This is a genomic window from Hydrogenophaga sp. FW305-3-2-15-A-LB1 (assembly GCF_058787875.1).
Genome location: NZ_JBYTAE010000083.1, coordinates 1 through 16,497, shown reverse-complemented (window position 1 = coordinate 16,497; position 16,497 = coordinate 1). Strand labels below are relative to the sequence as shown.

Annotated in this window: 17 protein-coding genes; 1 reads left to right on the top strand and 16 read right to left on the bottom strand. The window is 70.4% G+C overall.

The genetic code is table 11. The annotated features are described in order from the left end of the window. Window positions 1–20: 20 nt before the first annotated feature. The 16 genes from AC3WPZ_RS22380 to phoB form a co-directional block, all read right to left on the bottom strand. Window positions 21–1,571, bottom strand: coding sequence for a ShlB/FhaC/HecB family hemolysin secretion/activation protein (locus AC3WPZ_RS22380; RefSeq protein WP_492441606.1), 1,551 nt, complete (start codon window positions 1,569–1,571; stop codon window positions 21–23). 108 nt (window positions 1,572–1,679) lie between these two features. Continuing rightward, on the bottom strand, window positions 1,680–3,254 hold the full coding sequence (locus AC3WPZ_RS22375; protein WP_492441604.1) for a hypothetical protein: 1,575 nt from the start codon (window positions 3,252–3,254) through the stop codon (window positions 1,680–1,682). Window positions 3,255–3,345: 91 nt separating this feature from the next. Beyond that, complete coding sequence (locus AC3WPZ_RS22370; protein ID WP_492441602.1) at window positions 3,346–4,191, bottom strand: PEP-CTERM sorting domain-containing protein; 846 nt, start codon at window positions 4,189–4,191, stop codon at window positions 3,346–3,348. A gap of 194 nt (window positions 4,192–4,385) precedes the next feature. Then, window positions 4,386–5,174: an XrtB/PEP-CTERM-associated transcriptional regulator EpsA gene (gene epsA, locus AC3WPZ_RS22365; RefSeq protein ID WP_492441600.1), complete on the bottom strand. Its 789-nt coding sequence runs from the start codon at window positions 5,172–5,174 to the stop codon at window positions 4,386–4,388. Beyond that, on the bottom strand, window positions 5,171–5,692 hold the full coding sequence (locus tag AC3WPZ_RS22360; protein ID WP_382160875.1) for a type II secretion system protein: 522 nt from the start codon (window positions 5,690–5,692) through the stop codon (window positions 5,171–5,173). The genes epsA and AC3WPZ_RS22360 overlap by 4 nt, the downstream gene beginning before the upstream one ends. Beyond that, complete coding sequence (locus AC3WPZ_RS22355) at window positions 5,679–6,062, bottom strand: type II secretion system protein (RefSeq protein WP_492441598.1); 384 nt, start codon at window positions 6,060–6,062, stop codon at window positions 5,679–5,681. Before AC3WPZ_RS22355 ends, AC3WPZ_RS22360 begins: the two co-directional genes overlap by 14 nt. Further along, window positions 6,062–6,538, bottom strand: coding sequence for a type II secretion system protein (locus tag AC3WPZ_RS22350; protein WP_492441596.1), 477 nt, complete (start codon window positions 6,536–6,538; stop codon window positions 6,062–6,064). The genes AC3WPZ_RS22355 and AC3WPZ_RS22350 overlap by 1 nt, the downstream gene beginning before the upstream one ends. After that, window positions 6,535–8,634: a secretin GspD/PilQ domain-containing protein gene (locus AC3WPZ_RS22345; protein WP_492441594.1), complete on the bottom strand. Its 2,100-nt coding sequence runs from the start codon at window positions 8,632–8,634 to the stop codon at window positions 6,535–6,537. Before AC3WPZ_RS22345 ends, AC3WPZ_RS22350 begins: the two co-directional genes overlap by 4 nt. Continuing rightward, window positions 8,631–9,143 carry a hypothetical protein gene (locus tag AC3WPZ_RS22340; protein WP_492441592.1) on the bottom strand — a complete coding sequence of 171 codons (513 nt, stop codon included), beginning with the start codon at window positions 9,141–9,143 and terminating at the stop codon, window positions 8,631–8,633. The genes AC3WPZ_RS22345 and AC3WPZ_RS22340 overlap by 4 nt, the downstream gene beginning before the upstream one ends. After that, entirely contained in the window at window positions 9,143–9,682 is a 540-nt protein-coding gene (locus AC3WPZ_RS22335; RefSeq protein WP_492441590.1) for a GspMb/PilO family protein, read from the bottom strand. Before AC3WPZ_RS22335 ends, AC3WPZ_RS22340 begins: the two co-directional genes overlap by 1 nt. Beyond that, complete coding sequence (locus AC3WPZ_RS22330; RefSeq protein WP_492441589.1) at window positions 9,679–10,203, bottom strand: PilN domain-containing protein; 525 nt, start codon at window positions 10,201–10,203, stop codon at window positions 9,679–9,681. The genes AC3WPZ_RS22335 and AC3WPZ_RS22330 overlap by 4 nt, the downstream gene beginning before the upstream one ends. A 3-nt stretch (window positions 10,204–10,206) precedes the next feature. After that, window positions 10,207–11,031, bottom strand: a complete 825-nt coding sequence (locus AC3WPZ_RS22325; RefSeq protein ID WP_492441587.1) for a hypothetical protein — start codon at window positions 11,029–11,031, stop codon at window positions 10,207–10,209. Continuing rightward, window positions 11,018–12,703 carry a GspE/PulE family protein gene (locus tag AC3WPZ_RS22320; RefSeq protein WP_492441585.1) on the bottom strand — a complete coding sequence of 562 codons (1,686 nt, stop codon included), beginning with the start codon at window positions 12,701–12,703 and terminating at the stop codon, window positions 11,018–11,020. Before AC3WPZ_RS22320 ends, AC3WPZ_RS22325 begins: the two co-directional genes overlap by 14 nt. Beyond that, window positions 12,700–13,890: a type II secretion system F family protein gene (locus AC3WPZ_RS22315; protein ID WP_492441583.1), complete on the bottom strand. Its 1,191-nt coding sequence runs from the start codon at window positions 13,888–13,890 to the stop codon at window positions 12,700–12,702. The genes AC3WPZ_RS22320 and AC3WPZ_RS22315 overlap by 4 nt, the downstream gene beginning before the upstream one ends. A gap of 10 nt (window positions 13,891–13,900) precedes the next feature. Continuing rightward, window positions 13,901–14,332 (bottom strand): type II secretion system major pseudopilin GspG, encoded by a 432-nt coding sequence (gene gspG, locus AC3WPZ_RS22310; protein WP_492441581.1) that lies wholly within the window; start codon window positions 14,330–14,332, stop codon window positions 13,901–13,903. A 192-nt stretch (window positions 14,333–14,524) separates the two neighbouring features. Continuing rightward, entirely contained in the window at window positions 14,525–15,214 is a 690-nt protein-coding gene (gene phoB / locus AC3WPZ_RS22305) for a phosphate regulon transcriptional regulator PhoB (protein WP_382160906.1), read from the bottom strand. Between the two features lie 179 nt (window positions 15,215–15,393). Between phoB and pstS the strand changes: the two genes are divergently transcribed. Beyond that, the gene (gene pstS, locus AC3WPZ_RS22300) at window positions 15,394–16,437 is read left to right on the top strand and encodes a phosphate ABC transporter substrate-binding protein PstS (protein WP_492441578.1); all 1,044 of its coding nucleotides are present in this window, start codon (window positions 15,394–15,396) and stop codon (window positions 16,435–16,437) included. Window positions 16,438–16,497: the final 60 nt, after the last annotated feature.

Sequence of the window (16,497 nt, the reverse complement as noted above, 5' to 3'; positions counted from 1 at the left end):
GACGGTCCTCGGAAAAAGGCTCACCACTCGTAGGTGAGGCTGAAATGCAATCGGTGGTCGCCGCGGGCGGTGGTGCCCACGGCCTTGAGCGGGTAGGCCCACCACAGCGCGCCCTGCAGGCCGCCGGCGCCGCGCACGCGCAGGCCCAGGCCCACGCTGGCCAGGGTGTAGCGGCTGGTCTCGGTGATGGGGTCGACCACGCGCACGTGGCCGGCGTCGACGAAGGCGAGCGCGCGCAGCTCGCTCACGCTGTCCGTGCCCAGGCGCGCGGCGACGTTGGGCGTGCGGCCCTCCAGGCTCAGCGCCACGCCCTGCTCGCCCAGCGCGGCCGATTCGTAGTAGCCGCGCACGGTGTCCAGGCCACCGATGGCGAACTGCTCGTTGGAGATCAGGGGCTGGCCCGAGAGCTGCCAGCTGCCGCGCCAGTCGAAGCCCCAGTCGCCCGCCAGCGTGCGCTCCTGCGAGGCGTTGCCGCGCAGGTAGACGTAGGACGGGCGGCCCTGGTAGCGCTTGTCGGCGAACTCCTGTTCGCTGCCGCCCAGGCCGTTGACGTGGAAGTTGAACGAGATGCCCGCGCGCGTGGTGCGCTGCTCGCCCAGCCAGGTGCCGTCCCAGCCGAGGGTGAACGGCGTGTAGGCGATCGGCGTGTTGAAGCCGCCGCTGCCGATGAGCTTGACCGACTGATCGAAGTCCTTGTGGTCGATGCCGAAGCTGGCGCTGTGGAAGAAGCTTTCGTTGCCCGGCAGTGGGCGGATGTAGCGCGTGCCCACGATGTCGCCGCGCCCCACCACGTTGAGCGTGCCCACCGCGGAGACGTCGGAATCGGAGCGGATGCCGTAGAACGCCAGAAAGCCTCCGTTGGCCAGCGGCCAGGTGTAGTTGAGCGAGAACACCTGGCTCTCGCCGGGGTCCTGCGGGGCGGTCTGCACGGTCAGGCCGATGCTGTGCTGGCGGCCCCAGAGGTTGTCCCAACGAAGGCTGGCGCTCGCGCGTGTCCGTGTCGTGTCAGGGCTGTAACGGTCGTTGAGTTCAAGGTTGCCGTGGAACGGCAGGCGGTCCTGCACCTTGAGGTCCACCTCCACGGTGCCGGGCGTCTTGCCCGGGCGCAGCACCGGCGTCACGCGCCGGTCGGGGCTGCGGTTGAGCGCGGTGAGCTCGGTCTGCACGTCCTGGAAATTGGGCACGTTGCCCTCGGCCAGCTGCGGCGCGGCCGCCTTGATGGCGCCCAGGCTGTGGTAGCGCGACTCGGTCACGCGCAGGCGGTCCACCGGTGCTTCGGTGACCTGCAGGCGCACCACGCCTTCGTTCACGCGCTGCTGAGGAATGCTCACCAGCACCGTGAGGTAGCCCGCGCCGTGGTAGGCCTTCTCCAGCGCCTCGCGCGCCTTCTCCACGTCGGCCAGCGTCTTCTGCTCGCCCATGTGGCCATAGACCGCGCGCTCGACGGCGATGGCGGGCAGCAGCGTGGCGCCCTCGACGCGGTACTCGAACACGTCGAAGCGCGCGTCCTGCGCGTGCGCAGTCGACAGGACCAGGCCGGCGGCCAGCAGCAGGAGGCGGATCGGTTTCATCGGATCGGAACTCTTCCAACAGAAAAGGGCGAAACGCGGCAGGGGGGGTTTCCCCGAGATCGGCTCACCCTTTTGGGGCGGCCGATGGATGCACTGCGCCGAAGCCGATCAGGGCTTGCTGGCGGGCAGGCAGGACAGTGCGTTGCGGGAGAACGCCGACACGTTGGCGCCGTTGGCCGGCACGCCGGCCGCGCCGGTGATGAACAGGCCGCGCAGGTTGGTGATTTCCGGGTTGCCCAGGGAAGCGATCACGCTGGAGATGTAGGCATCGCCGTCGCCGCCCGACTGCTCGTAGGGCACGAAGCCTTCGAGTTCGAACCACATCGGGTAGGTGCCGCGCACCGCGTTGACGCGGTTGTTCAGGTCTTCGGATTCCACGCCGTTGAGGCCGACCTGCGCGTTGGGCGAAGCGCCGTTGAGGCGGACATAGGCCCAGTTGCCGTTGGCATCGCGCGCGTTTTCCATCGACAGCACGCCCAGGGCGTAGCTGTTGTTGGCGGCGGTGACCAGGCCACCCGAGACGTTGCCGCTGGAGCTGTGCTCTTCGACCAGCAGCTTGGTCAGCGGGGTGTTGCCGCTGTACACGTCGGCACGGCGCAGCGCGGTGTGGAAGCCGGTGTTTTCGGCGATGCCGCAGGGGTTGTTCAGGAACTGGATCGACGAAGCCGATTGCGTGCCCGAGGTCGGCGTGCGGCGCAGCAGCTGCACGGTGTCGGCGGCGGCGCCACCGAAGAACGCGCCGTTGATCGTGCCACCCGAAGCGACCGAAGCGATCGACGCGTACTGGGCGGTGGAGATCGAGGGCTGGCAGGCGCCCGGCACCATGGTGTCGCACAGCTCGCCGTCGTCGGCCACGGTGTTGATCAGGCCCTGGCTCTTCTGCAGCTGGCGGTAGAGCTTCTTGCTCACGCCGACGCCGAAGGCCTGTGCCACGTTGGTCTTGTAGGTCGTGCCCACTTCATCGACCGAGGTGGCGATGTTCAGCAGGGTCTGGTTGATCTTGTACTCGGTGTCCGAGAAGCCGCCCGAAGACTGCTTGGGCGCGACATCGCCGGCGACGTTGACCGTGGCGGCCACGGTGGGCGTGGCCAGGGTCACGGTGGTGCGGGCGCAGTTGGTGTAGCGGCGCACGTTGTTGGCCTGGCCGGAGATGCTCAGCGAGGCGGTGGCCGGTGCGGCGACGGCGCAGTTGCTGCCGTTGTCGAGCTGGCGCAGGTCGGTGGTGCGGGTCAGCGTGGTGGGGATTTCGGTGTTGGTGTCGCCGAAGGCGCGCAGGGACGGGGTGTAGGCGTTGAAGGAACCGCCTTCGACGGTGTGGTAGACCACCACGTCGGCGCCTTCGAAGGCACCGGCACGGCCGTCCACGGTGTTCACGGTGCAGGCGTAGGCCACGTTGTTGCCCGCGCCCTGGCCCGGTGCCAGGGCACTGGCGCCGGTGTTCTGCAGGTAGACCGACAGGTTCATCGTGCCGGGGTTGGTCACCACCACGCCAGCGGCGTTGCGGTAGGTGGCGCCGGAGCACAGGGTGGCGAAGCCCTGGAAGGCATTGTTCAGCACGGCGGAGGCGCCGGTGATCCAGACTTCCTTGAGGTTGCCGGAGGCTTCGACCTGGGCCGGCGTGAGGGCGAAAGCGGGTGCTGCGCACAGGGCGGCGCAGGCAAGAGCGAGTTTGCCGAGTTTCATGGTGGATTCCGATGGAGGTTGGGAAAGAGAAACGGGGAAATGCAAGCGCGAGAACCGGGCCCGCGCGAAGCGGCGGACCCGGGCAGGCCGATCAGGCCTGGCGGCGGCTGCGGCGGCGGGCCACGCCAGCCATCAGGCCCAGGCCGGCGAGCAGCATCGCGTAGGTCTCGGGTTCCGGCACGGGGTTGGCGAAGGTCAGCGTGGCGGTGGCCACGTCGAAGGTCCACTTGCCGAACTCTTCACCGGCGATCACGCCGTTGCCGTCGATGTCCACGCCGAAGGCGGCGCGGGTGCCGTCACCGGCGAGGTAGAAGAAGTTCTGGGCCACGTTCAGGCGGGCCGTGGAATCGGGACCGAAACCGATCCAGTTGTCGCCGTTGGCGGCGGGCACGGCACCGTAGTAGGCGCTGGGCGACGAAGCGATGTCGGCCGAGCTGGCCCAGCTCGCGCCGTTGGCTTGCGTGGCGTGCGTGCCGCGCGTGTTGTTGGCGAGGATGTAGGGGTTCAGGTTCTGGAAGTTGTTCAGGGCGCTGGGCGCCACGTTCACGGTGTTGAGCACCGAGGTCGTGAGGTAGCTGGCGTTGCCCAGGGCGGTGCCGACGTTGTTGAGCGCGATGACGCTGAACTCGATGGCGGCCGCGCCCGCGGCGCCGACGGCGCTCAGGAACGAGTCGTACACGCCACCGTAGTTCGGGTCGGTCAGCGAGAAGCTCTGCGTGAAACCGGCGGTGTTGCGGTTGTCGGCGAAGGACGACATCACGGCGCCCAGGTCGAACAGCGCGGAGTAGTCGTTGTTGCCGCTGGTGGGCGAGCCGTTGTAGTAACGCAGGTTGAGGACCAGTTCGCCATTGCCGGAGGTGGCGTCGGCGATGGCGGCCTGGGCGGAACCGGCTGCGGCGCCCAGCAGGGCCACCAATGCAATCAGTTTGAGTTTCATGTGTGAGTCCAATCTGTAGATGAAGGAACGGGGAACGGAAGACAAGGAACTTTTCGCGCTGGTCAACGCCAAAGACTGGGTTGAACAGGGAAGACTTTAAAAATCCAACGTTGCACCTCATGGGTGCGGTTCCTGGCTCTGAATAGTCCGTTCAGGTAGTGAAATCCGTCACATCCCCCTTCACCCGGATCGGCTCACACCGTGTCGGTGTGCGCGATCAGCCGCAGCGTGGCGCTCTTGCCCACGGCCTGCGCTCGGTTGTTCACGTTGAGCTTGCGCATGATCTTCTGCAGGTGGTTCTTCACCGTGGGCGGGCTGATGCCCAGGATCAGCCCGATCTCCTGGTTGGTCTTGCCGTTCTTCACCCAATGCAGCACCTGGATCTCGCGCTTGGACAACAGCGTGGCGGGCTGCATCTCGGCGCTGCCCTGCCCGTTCTCGCGCAGGCGCATGCGGTGCAGCGCCAGGTGCAGGTGGGGCATGAGCAGCTCCAGCAGGTAGGCATCGCGCTCGTTGGGCACATGGTCCAGCCCGGCGAAGACGAAGAAGCTGCCGTACTCGCCCTGCACCTCGCGCACGCCGTGCACGGCCACGTGCTCGAAGCCGCAGTTGCGCAGGTCGCTGATGAGCTGTCGCCGCCCCACCTGGTCGCCGCCCTGGCAGCTGAGCAGGCGCGGCACGCGCCCCCCGCGCAGCCAGTCGTCCACCAGGCGCGGCAGCAGGCCGTCGGTCGGGTCGGTGACCTGGGCCTCCACGCGCGCGCTGGTCACGCCGCTGGAGAACGATTCCACGCGCAGGCGCATGCGCTCCACGTCGCCGTGCGCGCACCACAGGGCCTGGTGCGCGATGAAGCCCTGCAGCGCACCCTGCGCCCAGAGGAAGAACTGCGAGCGCGTCTGCACCTCGAGCGCGCGCTCGATGGTCATGAGCAGGTGCTCGAGGTCGCTCGCGTTGAGGCGGACAAACGACTTGGTCGGGCTCATGTCGCGCCCTCCCCGGCCTGGGGCGCGGCCGTGGGTGCGCTCGCGCCACCGGCCTCGAACACCCACTGGTTGTACGAAGCCTTGCCGGCGAACGCCGCGTCGCGCGACTCGAAGGCGGTGCGCAAGGGCTCGGCCGTCGAGCGGCTGTGGATGCCCACGATGCGGTCCCCGGCCTTCACCAGCGCCCAGGCCGTGTCGTTGGTCAGCGGATCGCGCCAGACCCGCCGCAGGTGCCGCACCGGCATGGGGAAGCGCCGGTCCTGCAGCAACTCGTCCAGCGTGGCCGGCGCGGTGGGCGAGCCCACCGGGCTGCGGTCGCGGTACGAGGCGAGCGCGAGGCGGAACTGCTGTCCCACGAACAGCAGCTCGGCCTCCTTGTCGCGCCGCGCGGCGGTGTGCCACACCTCGCCCGCGCCGGCCAGCGTGAGGCCCATGGCCGCCAGCGCGAACAGCACCATGAGATAACCGAAGCCCCGTTGGCGGCCCCTGCGCGCGCTCGCGCGCTCACCATTGTTCATACGTCTTTCCCTCCTCGATGGCGCCACTGCGGATGTCCCACACCCCGCCCGTCACCCCCACGGTCTCTTCGCCGGGCCGCGTCGGAGGCGGCACCAGCGTCCAGCTCTCGTGGCTCTGGGTGATGGGATCGGTGGGCAGGCCGCGCAGGTACCGCTTGTCCACCAGCTCGGCGAGCGTGGCGGGGTAGCGGTCGTTGTCGGCGTGAAATTTGTCGATGGCGTCGCGCGTGACGGCGAGCGTCTCGCGCAGCGCGGTCTCGCGCGCGCGGTCCAGGTGCGCGAAGTAGCGCGGCGTCACGAGGGTCAGCAGCGTGGCGATGATGGCCATGACCACCATGAGTTCGATGAGGGTGAAACCACGGGCGCGCATCACCATTCCCGGTACGGTTGGCCGTTGAGGCCGATGCGCCCCGAGCGCGAATAGACGTCGTACACGTCGTTGCCCGCAGCAGGCGCGTCGGGCGGGCTGTTGTAGGCGCGTTGGCCCCAGGTTTCAGCGGCGCTGGCCTCGCGCTCGGGCGAGAAGGGATCGCGCGGCAGGCGGCGCAGGAACAGGATGCGCGCCGGCGTGGGGCTCTTCGCATCGGGCACGCCCTGCACCAGGTCGTTGAGCGAGGCCGGGTAGCCGCTGCCACCCACGCGCGCCTCCACGCGGCCCTCTTCCACCGCGCGCTTGTGGGCGTCGAGCGCGCCCCGGATCTGCCGCAGCGCGCTGCGCAATTCGTGCTCCCTGGCCCGCTGCACATTCAGCTCCACCAGAGGCACCGCGACCGACGCCAGGATGGCGACGATGGCCACGGTGACCACCAGTTCGATGAGCGTGAAGCCCCGGGCCCGGCGCGTCATGGGGACTGGCCGGTGGGGCGCTCGGGCGCCAGCGGCGCGACGGGCGTGAGCGTGACGGACGACGGCGCGCTCGGTGCGGCCGGGGGCGCGGCGGGCGCGCCCGGCGCGGGTGCGGGCGCCGCGCTGGGCGGGTCGCGCGGCTCGGCGGGCGCTTCGTCGGCCACGGCAGGCGCCTCGCTGGCGGGGGCCTGCGTGTCGGCCGGGCGCGGGGTCGGCACGGCGGCGCGCGGCGTGGCACCCCCGCCCCCACCGCTGAGCGAAAGCGTGCGCGGCGCGGTGCTCTTCAACTGCAGCGGCGGCGCGCCCACGCTGGCCTCGGAACCGGCGGGTTCGTTGAAGGCGTTGCTGTCGGGCCGCGCCACGTTGCGCACGATGCGCGGCGTGATCAGCAGCACGATCTCGGTCTTGCTGTTGTTGTCGCGCGTGCTGGAGAACAGGCGGCCGATGGCCGGGATGTCGCCCAGGCCAGGCAGGCGGTTCGCGCTGCTGCGCTCCTCGTCGTTGATGAGGCCGGCGAGCACCTGCGTCTCGCCATCGCGCAGGCGCAGCACCGTGCCCGCGCTGCGCGTGCCGATCTGGTAGGCCAGCGAGTTCGACGGGCCGGTCACCTCGCGGATCACCGAGCTCACCTCCAGCTGCACCTTGATGCCGACCTCGTCGTCGAGGTAGACGTTGGGCTCCACGTCGAGCTTGAGGCCCACGTCGAGGTAGGACACCGAGGACGACACACCCACGTTGGCGGTGGAGGTGGTGGTGAACACCGGCAGCTTGTCGCCGATGTGGATCTTGGCCTTCTCGCGGTTCTTCACGCGGATGCGCGGGTTGGCCAGGGTGTTGCCGTCGCCGGCCTCGCTGCGCAGGTTGAGCGTGATGGCGGGGTTGGCCACGAAGGAGGTCAGGCCGCTGCGGTTGCGCAGGTCCACATAACCTTCGGCGAGCCGGCCGCCCAGCGCGGTGTTGCTCTGCGTCACGCCGTTGTTGACGATGGTGGTGGCGACGTCGGGCTGCAGCCGGCCGTAGCCGATCTGGTCGGGGAAGCGCAGGCCCAGCTCCTGCAGGCGGCTGCGCGTGACCTCCAGCACCTCCACGTCCAGCATCACCTCGGGCTCGGCCATGTCCAGCGAGGACAGCAGGCGCTCGGCCAGGCGCACCGCCTCGGCGGTGTCCTTGATGATCATCAGGTTGAGCTTCTCGTCGATGAAGATGTCGCGCGTCTTCACGATGGTGCGCACCATGGCCTGCGCCTGCTTCACGTCCGCGTTGGCGAGGAAGAAGCTGCGCGTGACCAGCTCCTTGTAGTCCCGCGCCTTGGCCGGCGTGTTGGGGTAGATCATCAGCGTGTTCTCGTTGAGCAGCTTGCGCTCGAGCTGGTTGGTGGTGAGCACCAGGCCGATCACCTCCTCCACGCTGGCATTGCGCACGAAGATGGTGACGCGCGCGTCCGAGCGCACGTCCTTGTCGAACACGAAGTTCACGCCCGAGGTGCGCGCGATCACGTCGAACACCTGCTTGATCTGCACCTCGCGGAAATCGAGCGTGATGGGTTTGCTCAGCGCGGCGGCCAGGGCCTGCGGCGGCTCGTCGGGGCGCGGCGCCTCCGCGCGCACGCGCTCGAGCGCGCGGCGGGCCTCGACCTGGGTCGGCGCGAGCGACAGCACCTCGCGCAGCACCTTCTCGGCGCCCGCGTTGTCGCGTTTGGCCAGCAGGGCGCGCGCCTCGACCATGCGCGCGGCGACGCGGCGCTCGTTCTCCAGCGCGATCAGGCCGTCGCGCAGGCGCGGGTTGTTGGGGTCGATCTTCTGCGCGCGCTGGTACAGCGCCTGCGCCTCATCGAGCCGGCCGGCCAGGCGCTCGGCCTCGGCCTGCGCGCCCAGCTGCGCCGAGACGCGGTCGCGCTGGCGGAAGTAGGTGGTGCGCAGCTCGTTGTGGTTGCCCGATTCGCGCAGGCCCTCTTCGAGGCGGGTCACACTTTCGTCGAGCCGGCCGGCGGCCATCAGGGCTTCGCTCTCGCGGATGGCGGGGTGCGTGGCGCAACCGGCGCTCACGGCCAGCACCAGGACGGCCGCGAAGCGGCTGGAGAGGGGCAAGAAGTTCAATTCGGGCTTCCAAACAGCAGGCGCTGCGTTTCATTGAGCGGCAGGTAGGTCAGGCGCATGCCCTGCGGGGTGATCTCGTCGACGCGGTAGTTGGGCCATTGGTCGCCCTGGCGCACCAGGCGCGGCCGCGCGTCGGCCGCGCCCTCGGCCAGGAAGACCACGACGGCGCCGCCTTCCTCCATGCGGCCGACGTAGCGGTAGGGCAGCGGCGGTGCGCTGGGCGGCGGCGCCTGCACCGCCACGGGCGGCGGGGGCGCGGGCGGGCGCCAGCTGCGGACCGCGAACAGGTTGCCGGCGGCGGCCTCCATGCGCGGCGCGCCATCGGCCGGCGCTTCGGCGCCGAGGGGATCGGCCTTGGGCGTGGCCACCGGCGCGCGCGCCGGGCGCTGCGGCGCGGGGGCCTCGGCCAGCAGGTCGTCCTCGGGCGCCTCGATGCCGGCCGCGTACCAGGTCGCGGCCAGCGTGAAGACCAGGCCGAGCAGCAGGCCTGTCGATCGCGAGAAGGCCATCACGGCGTCCTCAGGTAGAAAGACCAGCGAACCCGCGCCTCGACGCGCTGCTCGCCGGTGGCACCGCGCGAGAGGCTGAGGTCGTCGAGCGCGATCGAGGGCAGGCGGTTGAGCACCTCGGCCAGCCACGCGCGCAGGGCCGGGTAGTCGCCATCGGCCGGCAGCGTGATCTGGTAACGCTGCAGGCGCGCGCCGCCCTCGCGCACCAGGCGGTATTCGCCGGTGGCCAGCGTCACGCCGTGTTCGGCCGCGCTGCGGTGGATGAACTGCACCGCTTCCAGCGCGGCGGCGGCATCGGGCAGCTGCCGCTGCAGGCCTTCGAGCCGGCTGGCCTGGTCGGCCGCCGGGTCGGGCTGGCGCGCCACGCGCTCGCGCTCGCTGGCCAGCGACGCGCGCAGCGCCTCGGCCTGCGCGCGCGCGCCGTCGGCGCCCCAGTGCGCCAGCGCCACGGCCAGCAGCACCAGCAGCCCACCCAGCGGCGCGGGCCAGCCGTGGCGCCGCAGGGCGAAGCGCAAATGCGCCATGAGGTTGGGGTTCACGAAGGCGCTCCCCAGGCCATGTCCACCGAGAAGCGGATCACCTCCACGCCCTCGGCGTTGCGCCACTCGTGCGAGCCGAGCACCGCCGATTTCGTCAGCGCGGACTGGCGCAGGCGCTCGACGTAGTCCACCGCGTCGGCCATGCTGGCGGCCTCGGCGGTGATGCGCAGGGTGCGCGCCGCGCCCTGCGCTTCCACGCCGAGCAGGGCCACGCGGGTGTCGGCCACGGTTTCGAGTTCGCGCAGCAGGCGGCCCCAGGGTTGTGTGAGCGCGGCGTCGGCGCGCGCGCTGGCGCGCACCAGTTCGGGCGCCACGGCCGGTGCCGCGCCGCTTCGCGCGCGCTGCTTGCTGCCGCGCGCCTGGCGCTCGGCGTGGTCCAGCGTGGACTGCAGTTCGTCGCGCGCCTGGCCGTAGTCCAGCGCGGCCACGGCCATGCTGGCCACCCCCACCAGCGTGAGCGCCCAGCCCAGCAGCGAGGCCGGCGGGCGGCGGTTGAGAAAGTCGATGCGAAGCCTTTGCATGGTTCAGATTCCCCAGGCCATGCGCGCCAGACCTTGCGCGGGTTCGTGCCGGCCCTCGGGCGCGAGCCAGACCAGGCCCGGCGCATCGCGCCGGCCGGGGATGGCGCCGCAGCCCGCGAGGAACACCGGCGTGTCCTGCGGCAGCGCCAGCCCGCTGGCCAGCGCGATCTGCGCCTGCATGGCGGGCAGCACGCCGCGCCAGCCGCCATCGGCCGCGTCGGGATGCCGCATCGAGCGCAGGCCGCGCCAGGCGCCCTTGTGCAACAGGCCCAGCGTGAAGCTGCCCGGCTCGGCGGCGCCGAACCAGGCGGTCTGGCGGCCCAGGCGCGCGCACCAGCGGTCGAAGGCGGCCGAGAAGTAGGGGGCGATGCGCACCACCCGCGCGTCGCCGATGGACCGCAGCGCCTGCAGCTCGGCGACCAGGGCCTCGTCGATGGCGCAGGCCGGCACCGCGCGGCCCGGCATGGGCTCGGCGTGCATCACGCGCCAGCCGTCGGCCGCCGCGCCGAAGGTGGCGCGAAAGCGCAGGCGCACATAGGCCTCCAGCTCCTGCGGCTGGGTCAGCTGCGGCTGCCACTCCAGCAGCTGCCAGCGCACGAAGCGGCTGCTCAGGTGGATGTGCAGGCGCGCGCGCGGCAGGCTCTCCTCGCGCAGCCAGCCGGCCAGCCGCGCCATGGCGGGCCGCCACAGCGGTTCGTCCGCGCCGGCGCCGGCCAGCGACAGGGGTTTCGGATCGGTGCCGACGGTGCCGTCGCGGCGCGGGCCATCGACCACCAGGCGGTCTTCGAGCAGGGCGACCTGCAGCAAGGGACGTTCAGCGAACCACACGGTTGAGCTCCTGCAAGGTGCTTTCCCCCCGGCGCACCAGGTCCAGGCCGACGTCGCGCAGCACGCGCGTGCCCTTCTGGTGCGCCACTTCCTTGATGCGACGCACCGGCTCGCGCGTGACGATCATCTCGCGCAGCTCGTCGTCGAGCAGCAGCACCTCGGCCACCGCCTTGCGGCCCTTGAAGCCGGTGCCCCGGCAGCTGGCGCAGCCGCGCCCGGCGCGGAAGTGGAAGCCGCTGACGTCGCTCAGGCCGCTGTCGGCCAGCAGCTCGGGCGTGGGCACGTCGTCCACCGCGCAGTCCGGGCAGTTCACGCGCACCAGGCGCTGGGCCACGATGCCGTTGAGCGCCGCCACCAGGCTGTAGGGGTCCACGCCCATGTGCGTGAAGCGGCCCAGCACGTCGAACACGTTGTTGGCGTGCACCGTGGTCAGCACCAGGTGGCCGGTGAGCGCGGCCTGCACCGCGATCTGCGCGGTCTCGCCGTCGCGGATCTCGCCCACCATGATCTTGTCGGGGTCGTGCCGCAGGATGGAGCGCAGGCCGCGCGCGAAGGTGAGGCCCTTCTTCTCGTTGACCGGGATCTGCAGCACGCCGGCCAGCTGGTACTCCACCGGGTCCTCGATGGTCACGATCTTGTCGTGCCCGTGGTTGATCTCGTTGATGGCCGCGTACAGCGTGGTGGTCTTGCCGCTGCCGGTCGGGCCGGTGGCCAGCAGCATGCCGTAGGGCTCCTGGCAGAGCGCGCGCAGCGAGCGCATGGTCTCGGCGTCGAAGCCCAGGGCCTCCAGCCGCAGGCCGGTGACCTGGTCGGACAGGCGCTCCTTGTCGAGCACACGCAGCACCGCGTCCTCGCCGTGGATGCTGGGCATGATGGAGACGCGGATGTCGATCGCGCGGCCCAGCGCGGCGACCTTGAAGCGGCCGTCCTGCGGCACGCGGCGCTCGGCGATGTCGAGCTCGGCCATCACCTTGATGCGCGAGATCACCTGCTCGGCGTTTTCGCTGCCGTGGATGCCGCCCACGCTGGCGAGCACACCGTCGATGCGGTACTTGATGGTGATGCCGCCACCCGCCGTCTCCAGGTGGATGTCGCTGGCGCCGGCCTTGAGCGCGTCGTACAGCGTGGAGTTGACCAGGCGCACCACCGGGCTGCTGTCTTCGCTGATGCTGCGCAGCGAGATGTCCTCCAGGCCTTCGCCGGCCACCGCGGCCTGCTGCATCGGCACCAGGCTGTCCATGGCGCGCAGGCCGTCCTCGTGGCGCGCGAGGTAGGCCTCGATGTCGGCGCGGTGCGCCAGCCGCAGCTGCAAAGGCTGGCGCACGCGCTCCTCGGCCCAGGCCAGCAGGTCGGTGTCGAAGGGGTTGGCGATCACCAGGCACAGGTCCGCGTCACTATCGCCGTGCATCAGCAGGCATTCGCGCTGCAGGGCTTCACCGTACGGCAGGCGCTCGAACGCGGGCCGCAGCGCGTGCAGTTCGTCCATGCCCAGCACGGCGACCTGCGCGCTCAGGCCCAGGCGGTCCAGCGGGTCGCCGAGCGCGAGGTCCTGCGCGTCCAGCCAGTCGGCCAGGCCAGGGCCTGGGGTGCGCGCGGCCTGGCGCGCGCCCTGCAGCTCGGCCGCGGCATAGGGCCTGGGCAGCCAGTTCGGCAGCTCGTGCGGCGCGTTCATTGCACGCTCTCCGCCAGCTGGAAGATGGGCAGGTACATCAGCACCACGATGGCACCGATCACCAGGCCCATGATCAGCATGAGCGCGGGGCCCAGCAGGCGCGTAGCCCACTCCGCCCAGCGCGCGAGTTCCTCGTCGTGGAAGGCGGCGGCGCGCTCCATCATCTCGCCCATGTTGCCGGTGCGCTCGCCCACGCGCAGCATGCGCAGCGAGACCGCCGTGCTCAGGCCCTGGGCCTCGAAGGCGTGCGACATCGGCTGGCCTTCGCGGATGCGGCCGGTGGCGGCCCGCAGGCGTGGTTGCAGCGCGGGCGAGAGCAGGCCGCCCACCATCTCCAGCGCGGGCACGATGGCGATGCCGCCGCGCAGCAGCATGCCCAGCGTGCGGTACAGGCGCGCGAGCTGGAACACGCGCATGCGCTCGCCCACGGCGGGAATGCGCCAGAGCTGCCCCGCGATGCGCTGCGCCAGCCAGCGGCCGCCGCCCGACGTCAGCGCCACGCCCAGCGCCACCAGCAGGCCCAGCAGCACCGGCCAATATTGTTCGACCGCCTGGCCCCACTGCAGCATCAGCCGCGACATGAAGGGCAGCTGGTCGCCCATGTCTTCATAGATGTGCGCGAAACGCGGCACCACATAGCCCATCAGGAACAGGATCACCAGGCTGCTCACGCCGATCAGCATGGCGGGGTAGATGGCCGCGCTCACCAGCTTGCCGCGCAGCGTCTCCAGCTGCGTGGCGTAGGCGATGTAGCGGCCCAGCGCCTCGCCCAGGTTGCTGGTGCGCTCGCTGGCGCGCACGGTGGCCACGTACAGCGGCGGGAAATTCTGCGGCAGGGCCTGCAGCGCGCCCGAGAAGGTCTGGCCCTCGCGCAGGCTGAGCAGGATCTGTTGCAGCACGGCGCGCACCGGCGCGCGCGACTCTTTCTCGGCCAGGGTTTCCACCGCCTCGACGATGCTCACGCCCGAGCTCAGCAGCGAGAGCAGCTCCTGGCTGAACAGCAGCAGCGGGAAAGCGGCCGAGGCACCGCGCGCGGCACCGCGCGACCAGCCGCGCTCGCGCGAGACCGACACCACCGAATGGCCCAGCGCGTGCACCTGGCGGCGCGCGTCGTCCGCCGTGGCCGCGTCGACGGCGCTCACGGCCATCGACAGGTCGGGCTGCAGCGACTTCACGAGGTAGCGCATGGGACGCCGCTCACCAGCTCACGATGTCTTCGGCTTCGCCGCTGCCGCCGGGCTGGCGGTCGTTGCCCAGCGAGAGCAGGTCGTACTCGCCATGCTCGCCCGGCGCGCGGTAGACATAGGGCGTGCCCCAGGGATCGGGCGGCACGCCCTTCTTCAGGTAGGGGCCGCTCCAGCGCGTGTCCGCGCCTGGGCGCTCGTTGAGCACGGCCAGGCCTTCTTCGCTGGTCGGGTAACGGCCCACGTCGAGCCGGAACTGGTCGAGCGCCTTGCCCAGCGCATCGATCTGGGCGCGCGCGGTCTTCACCTCGGACTTGCCGATCTGCGCGAAGAAGCGCGGGCCCACGAAGCCGGCGAGCAGGCCGATGATGACCATCACCACCAGCAGCTCCAGCAAGGTGAAGCCGCGCGAGCGCCGCGGGCCGGGAACAACGAGGGACAACATGACGACACGCTCCGCGACGGTGAGGGCCTTGTGCAGGCCCGGGTTGAAACCTAGGTTAGGAAGCTTCTGTGAAGCGCGGGTTACATCGCGACATTCGGCCCGGTTGCCACCGGCCTTCGCCATGCTTTTGATCCGAACGGACTATGCGAAGGCGGGGGCCGTGTTGCAAAGCGGACATGTGACCGACTTGTCTCAGGGCGACACCGACAGGCTGTAGCCGCTGCCGCGCACCGTGCGGATCAGTGAGTCCAGGCCGGCCGGCAGCAGCGCGTTGCGCAGGCGGCTGATGTGCACGTCCACCGTGCGGTCGTCGCCCTCGAAGTCGGACCCCCACACGTGGTCGAGCAGCTGCGAGCGGCTGTAGACCCGGTCGGTGTGGGTGACGAGAAAGTGCAGCAGGCGGAACTCGGTGCTGCCCAGCGACAGCGGGATGCCGGCGGCCACCACGGTCTTGGCCGAGGGGTCGAGCACCAGGCCCGAGAGGCGCACCACATCGGCCGTGACCTGCGGCACGCGGCGGCGCAGGATGACGGCGATGCGCGCGATCAGCTCGCGCGCCGAGAAGGGCTTGGTGATGTAGTCGTCCGCGCCCACTTCCAGGCCCGCGATCTTGTCGCGCTCCTCGATGCGGGCCGACAGGATGATGATGGGAATGTCGCGCGTGCGCGCCTCCGAGCGCAGCAGCCGCGTGAACTCCATGCCCGACATGCCGGGCAGCATCCAGTCGAGCAACACCAGGTCGGGCAGCCAGCGCAACAGCATCTCGCGCGCCTGTTCGGCGTCCGATGCGCAGCGCACCACATGCCCGGCCCGCGTGAGGTTGACCGAGATGAGCTCCTGGATGGGCGGCTCATCTTCGACGATCAGAATTTGAGCAGCCATGGTCGATCGATCGTGGAAAAGCACGGATCGTAGAAGCGTGTGGTGACGTTTTGATTGCAGTCCCGTGTCGCTCCAGGCGCGGCTTCGATGGCGTCATCGAAACGCGCCGAAGCGGTCACAGATCTGACGTACTTGGTCCATAGACTCGCGATTTCTTCAGGCCACCCACTTCGCGTTTCATGAGCATCCACGCCAACTTCAAGCGGATTTTCGCGACCACCGTTCTCGCGACGGTGCCCTGGATGGCCGTCCACGCCCAGGAGATCACCGGCGCGGGCGCCACCTTTCCGGCGCCCGCCTATTCACAATGGGCCGAGGCCTACAAGACGGCCCAGGGCGCGCGCGTCAACTACCAGCCCATCGGCTCCAGCGGCGGCATCCGCCAGATCGATGCGCGCACGGTCGACTTCGGCGCCACCGACGCGCCGCTGAAAGACGACGAGCTCGCGCGCAAGGGACAGATCCAGTTCCCCACGCTGATCGGTGGCGTGGTGCCGGTGGTCAACCTGCGCGGCATCGCACCGGGCCAGCTGCGGCTCACCGGCGCGCTGCTCAGCGACATCTACATGGGCAAGGTCACGCGCTGGAGCGACCCGGCGATCCAGGCGCTCAACCCGCAGCTGCCGCTGCCGGACACGGCCATCTCGCCGATCTTCCGCTCCGACGGTTCGGGCACCACCTTCATCTTCACCAACTACCTGAGCAAGGTCAGCGCCGACTGGAAGTCGCGCGTCGGCGAGGGCACGTCGGTGAGCTGGCCGGTCGGCAACGGCGGGCGCGGCAACATCGGCGTGGCCGCGCTGGTCTCGCGCATGCCGAACTCGATCGGCTACGTGGAATACGCCTACGTGAAGCAGGCCCGCATGACGCACGCGCTGGTGCAGAACGCCGCGGGCGCCTACGTGGCCCCGGGCACCGAGGCCTTCCAGGCCGCGAGCCAGGGCGTGGACTGGAAGACCTCGCATTCGCACATGCTCACGCACCAGCCCTCGCCCGAGGCCTGGCCCATCACCGGCGCGACCTTCGTGCTGATGTACGCCCGCCCCGACAACGTGGCCCACGCGGCGCAGGCCCTGCGCTTCTTCCACTGGGGCCTCACGCAGGGCGCGCCGATGGTGACCTCGCTGGGCTACGCCTCGCTGCCCAAGGCGGTGGTCGATTCGATCGAGGCCCGCTGGGCCGAGGTGCGCGACCCCGCCGGCCAGCCCATTGCCTACAAGTAAGCAAGCCCCACCCCCCGGCGCCGTTCGCGCGCCCAACCCTTTTTCTTCAAGGCCCTGGCC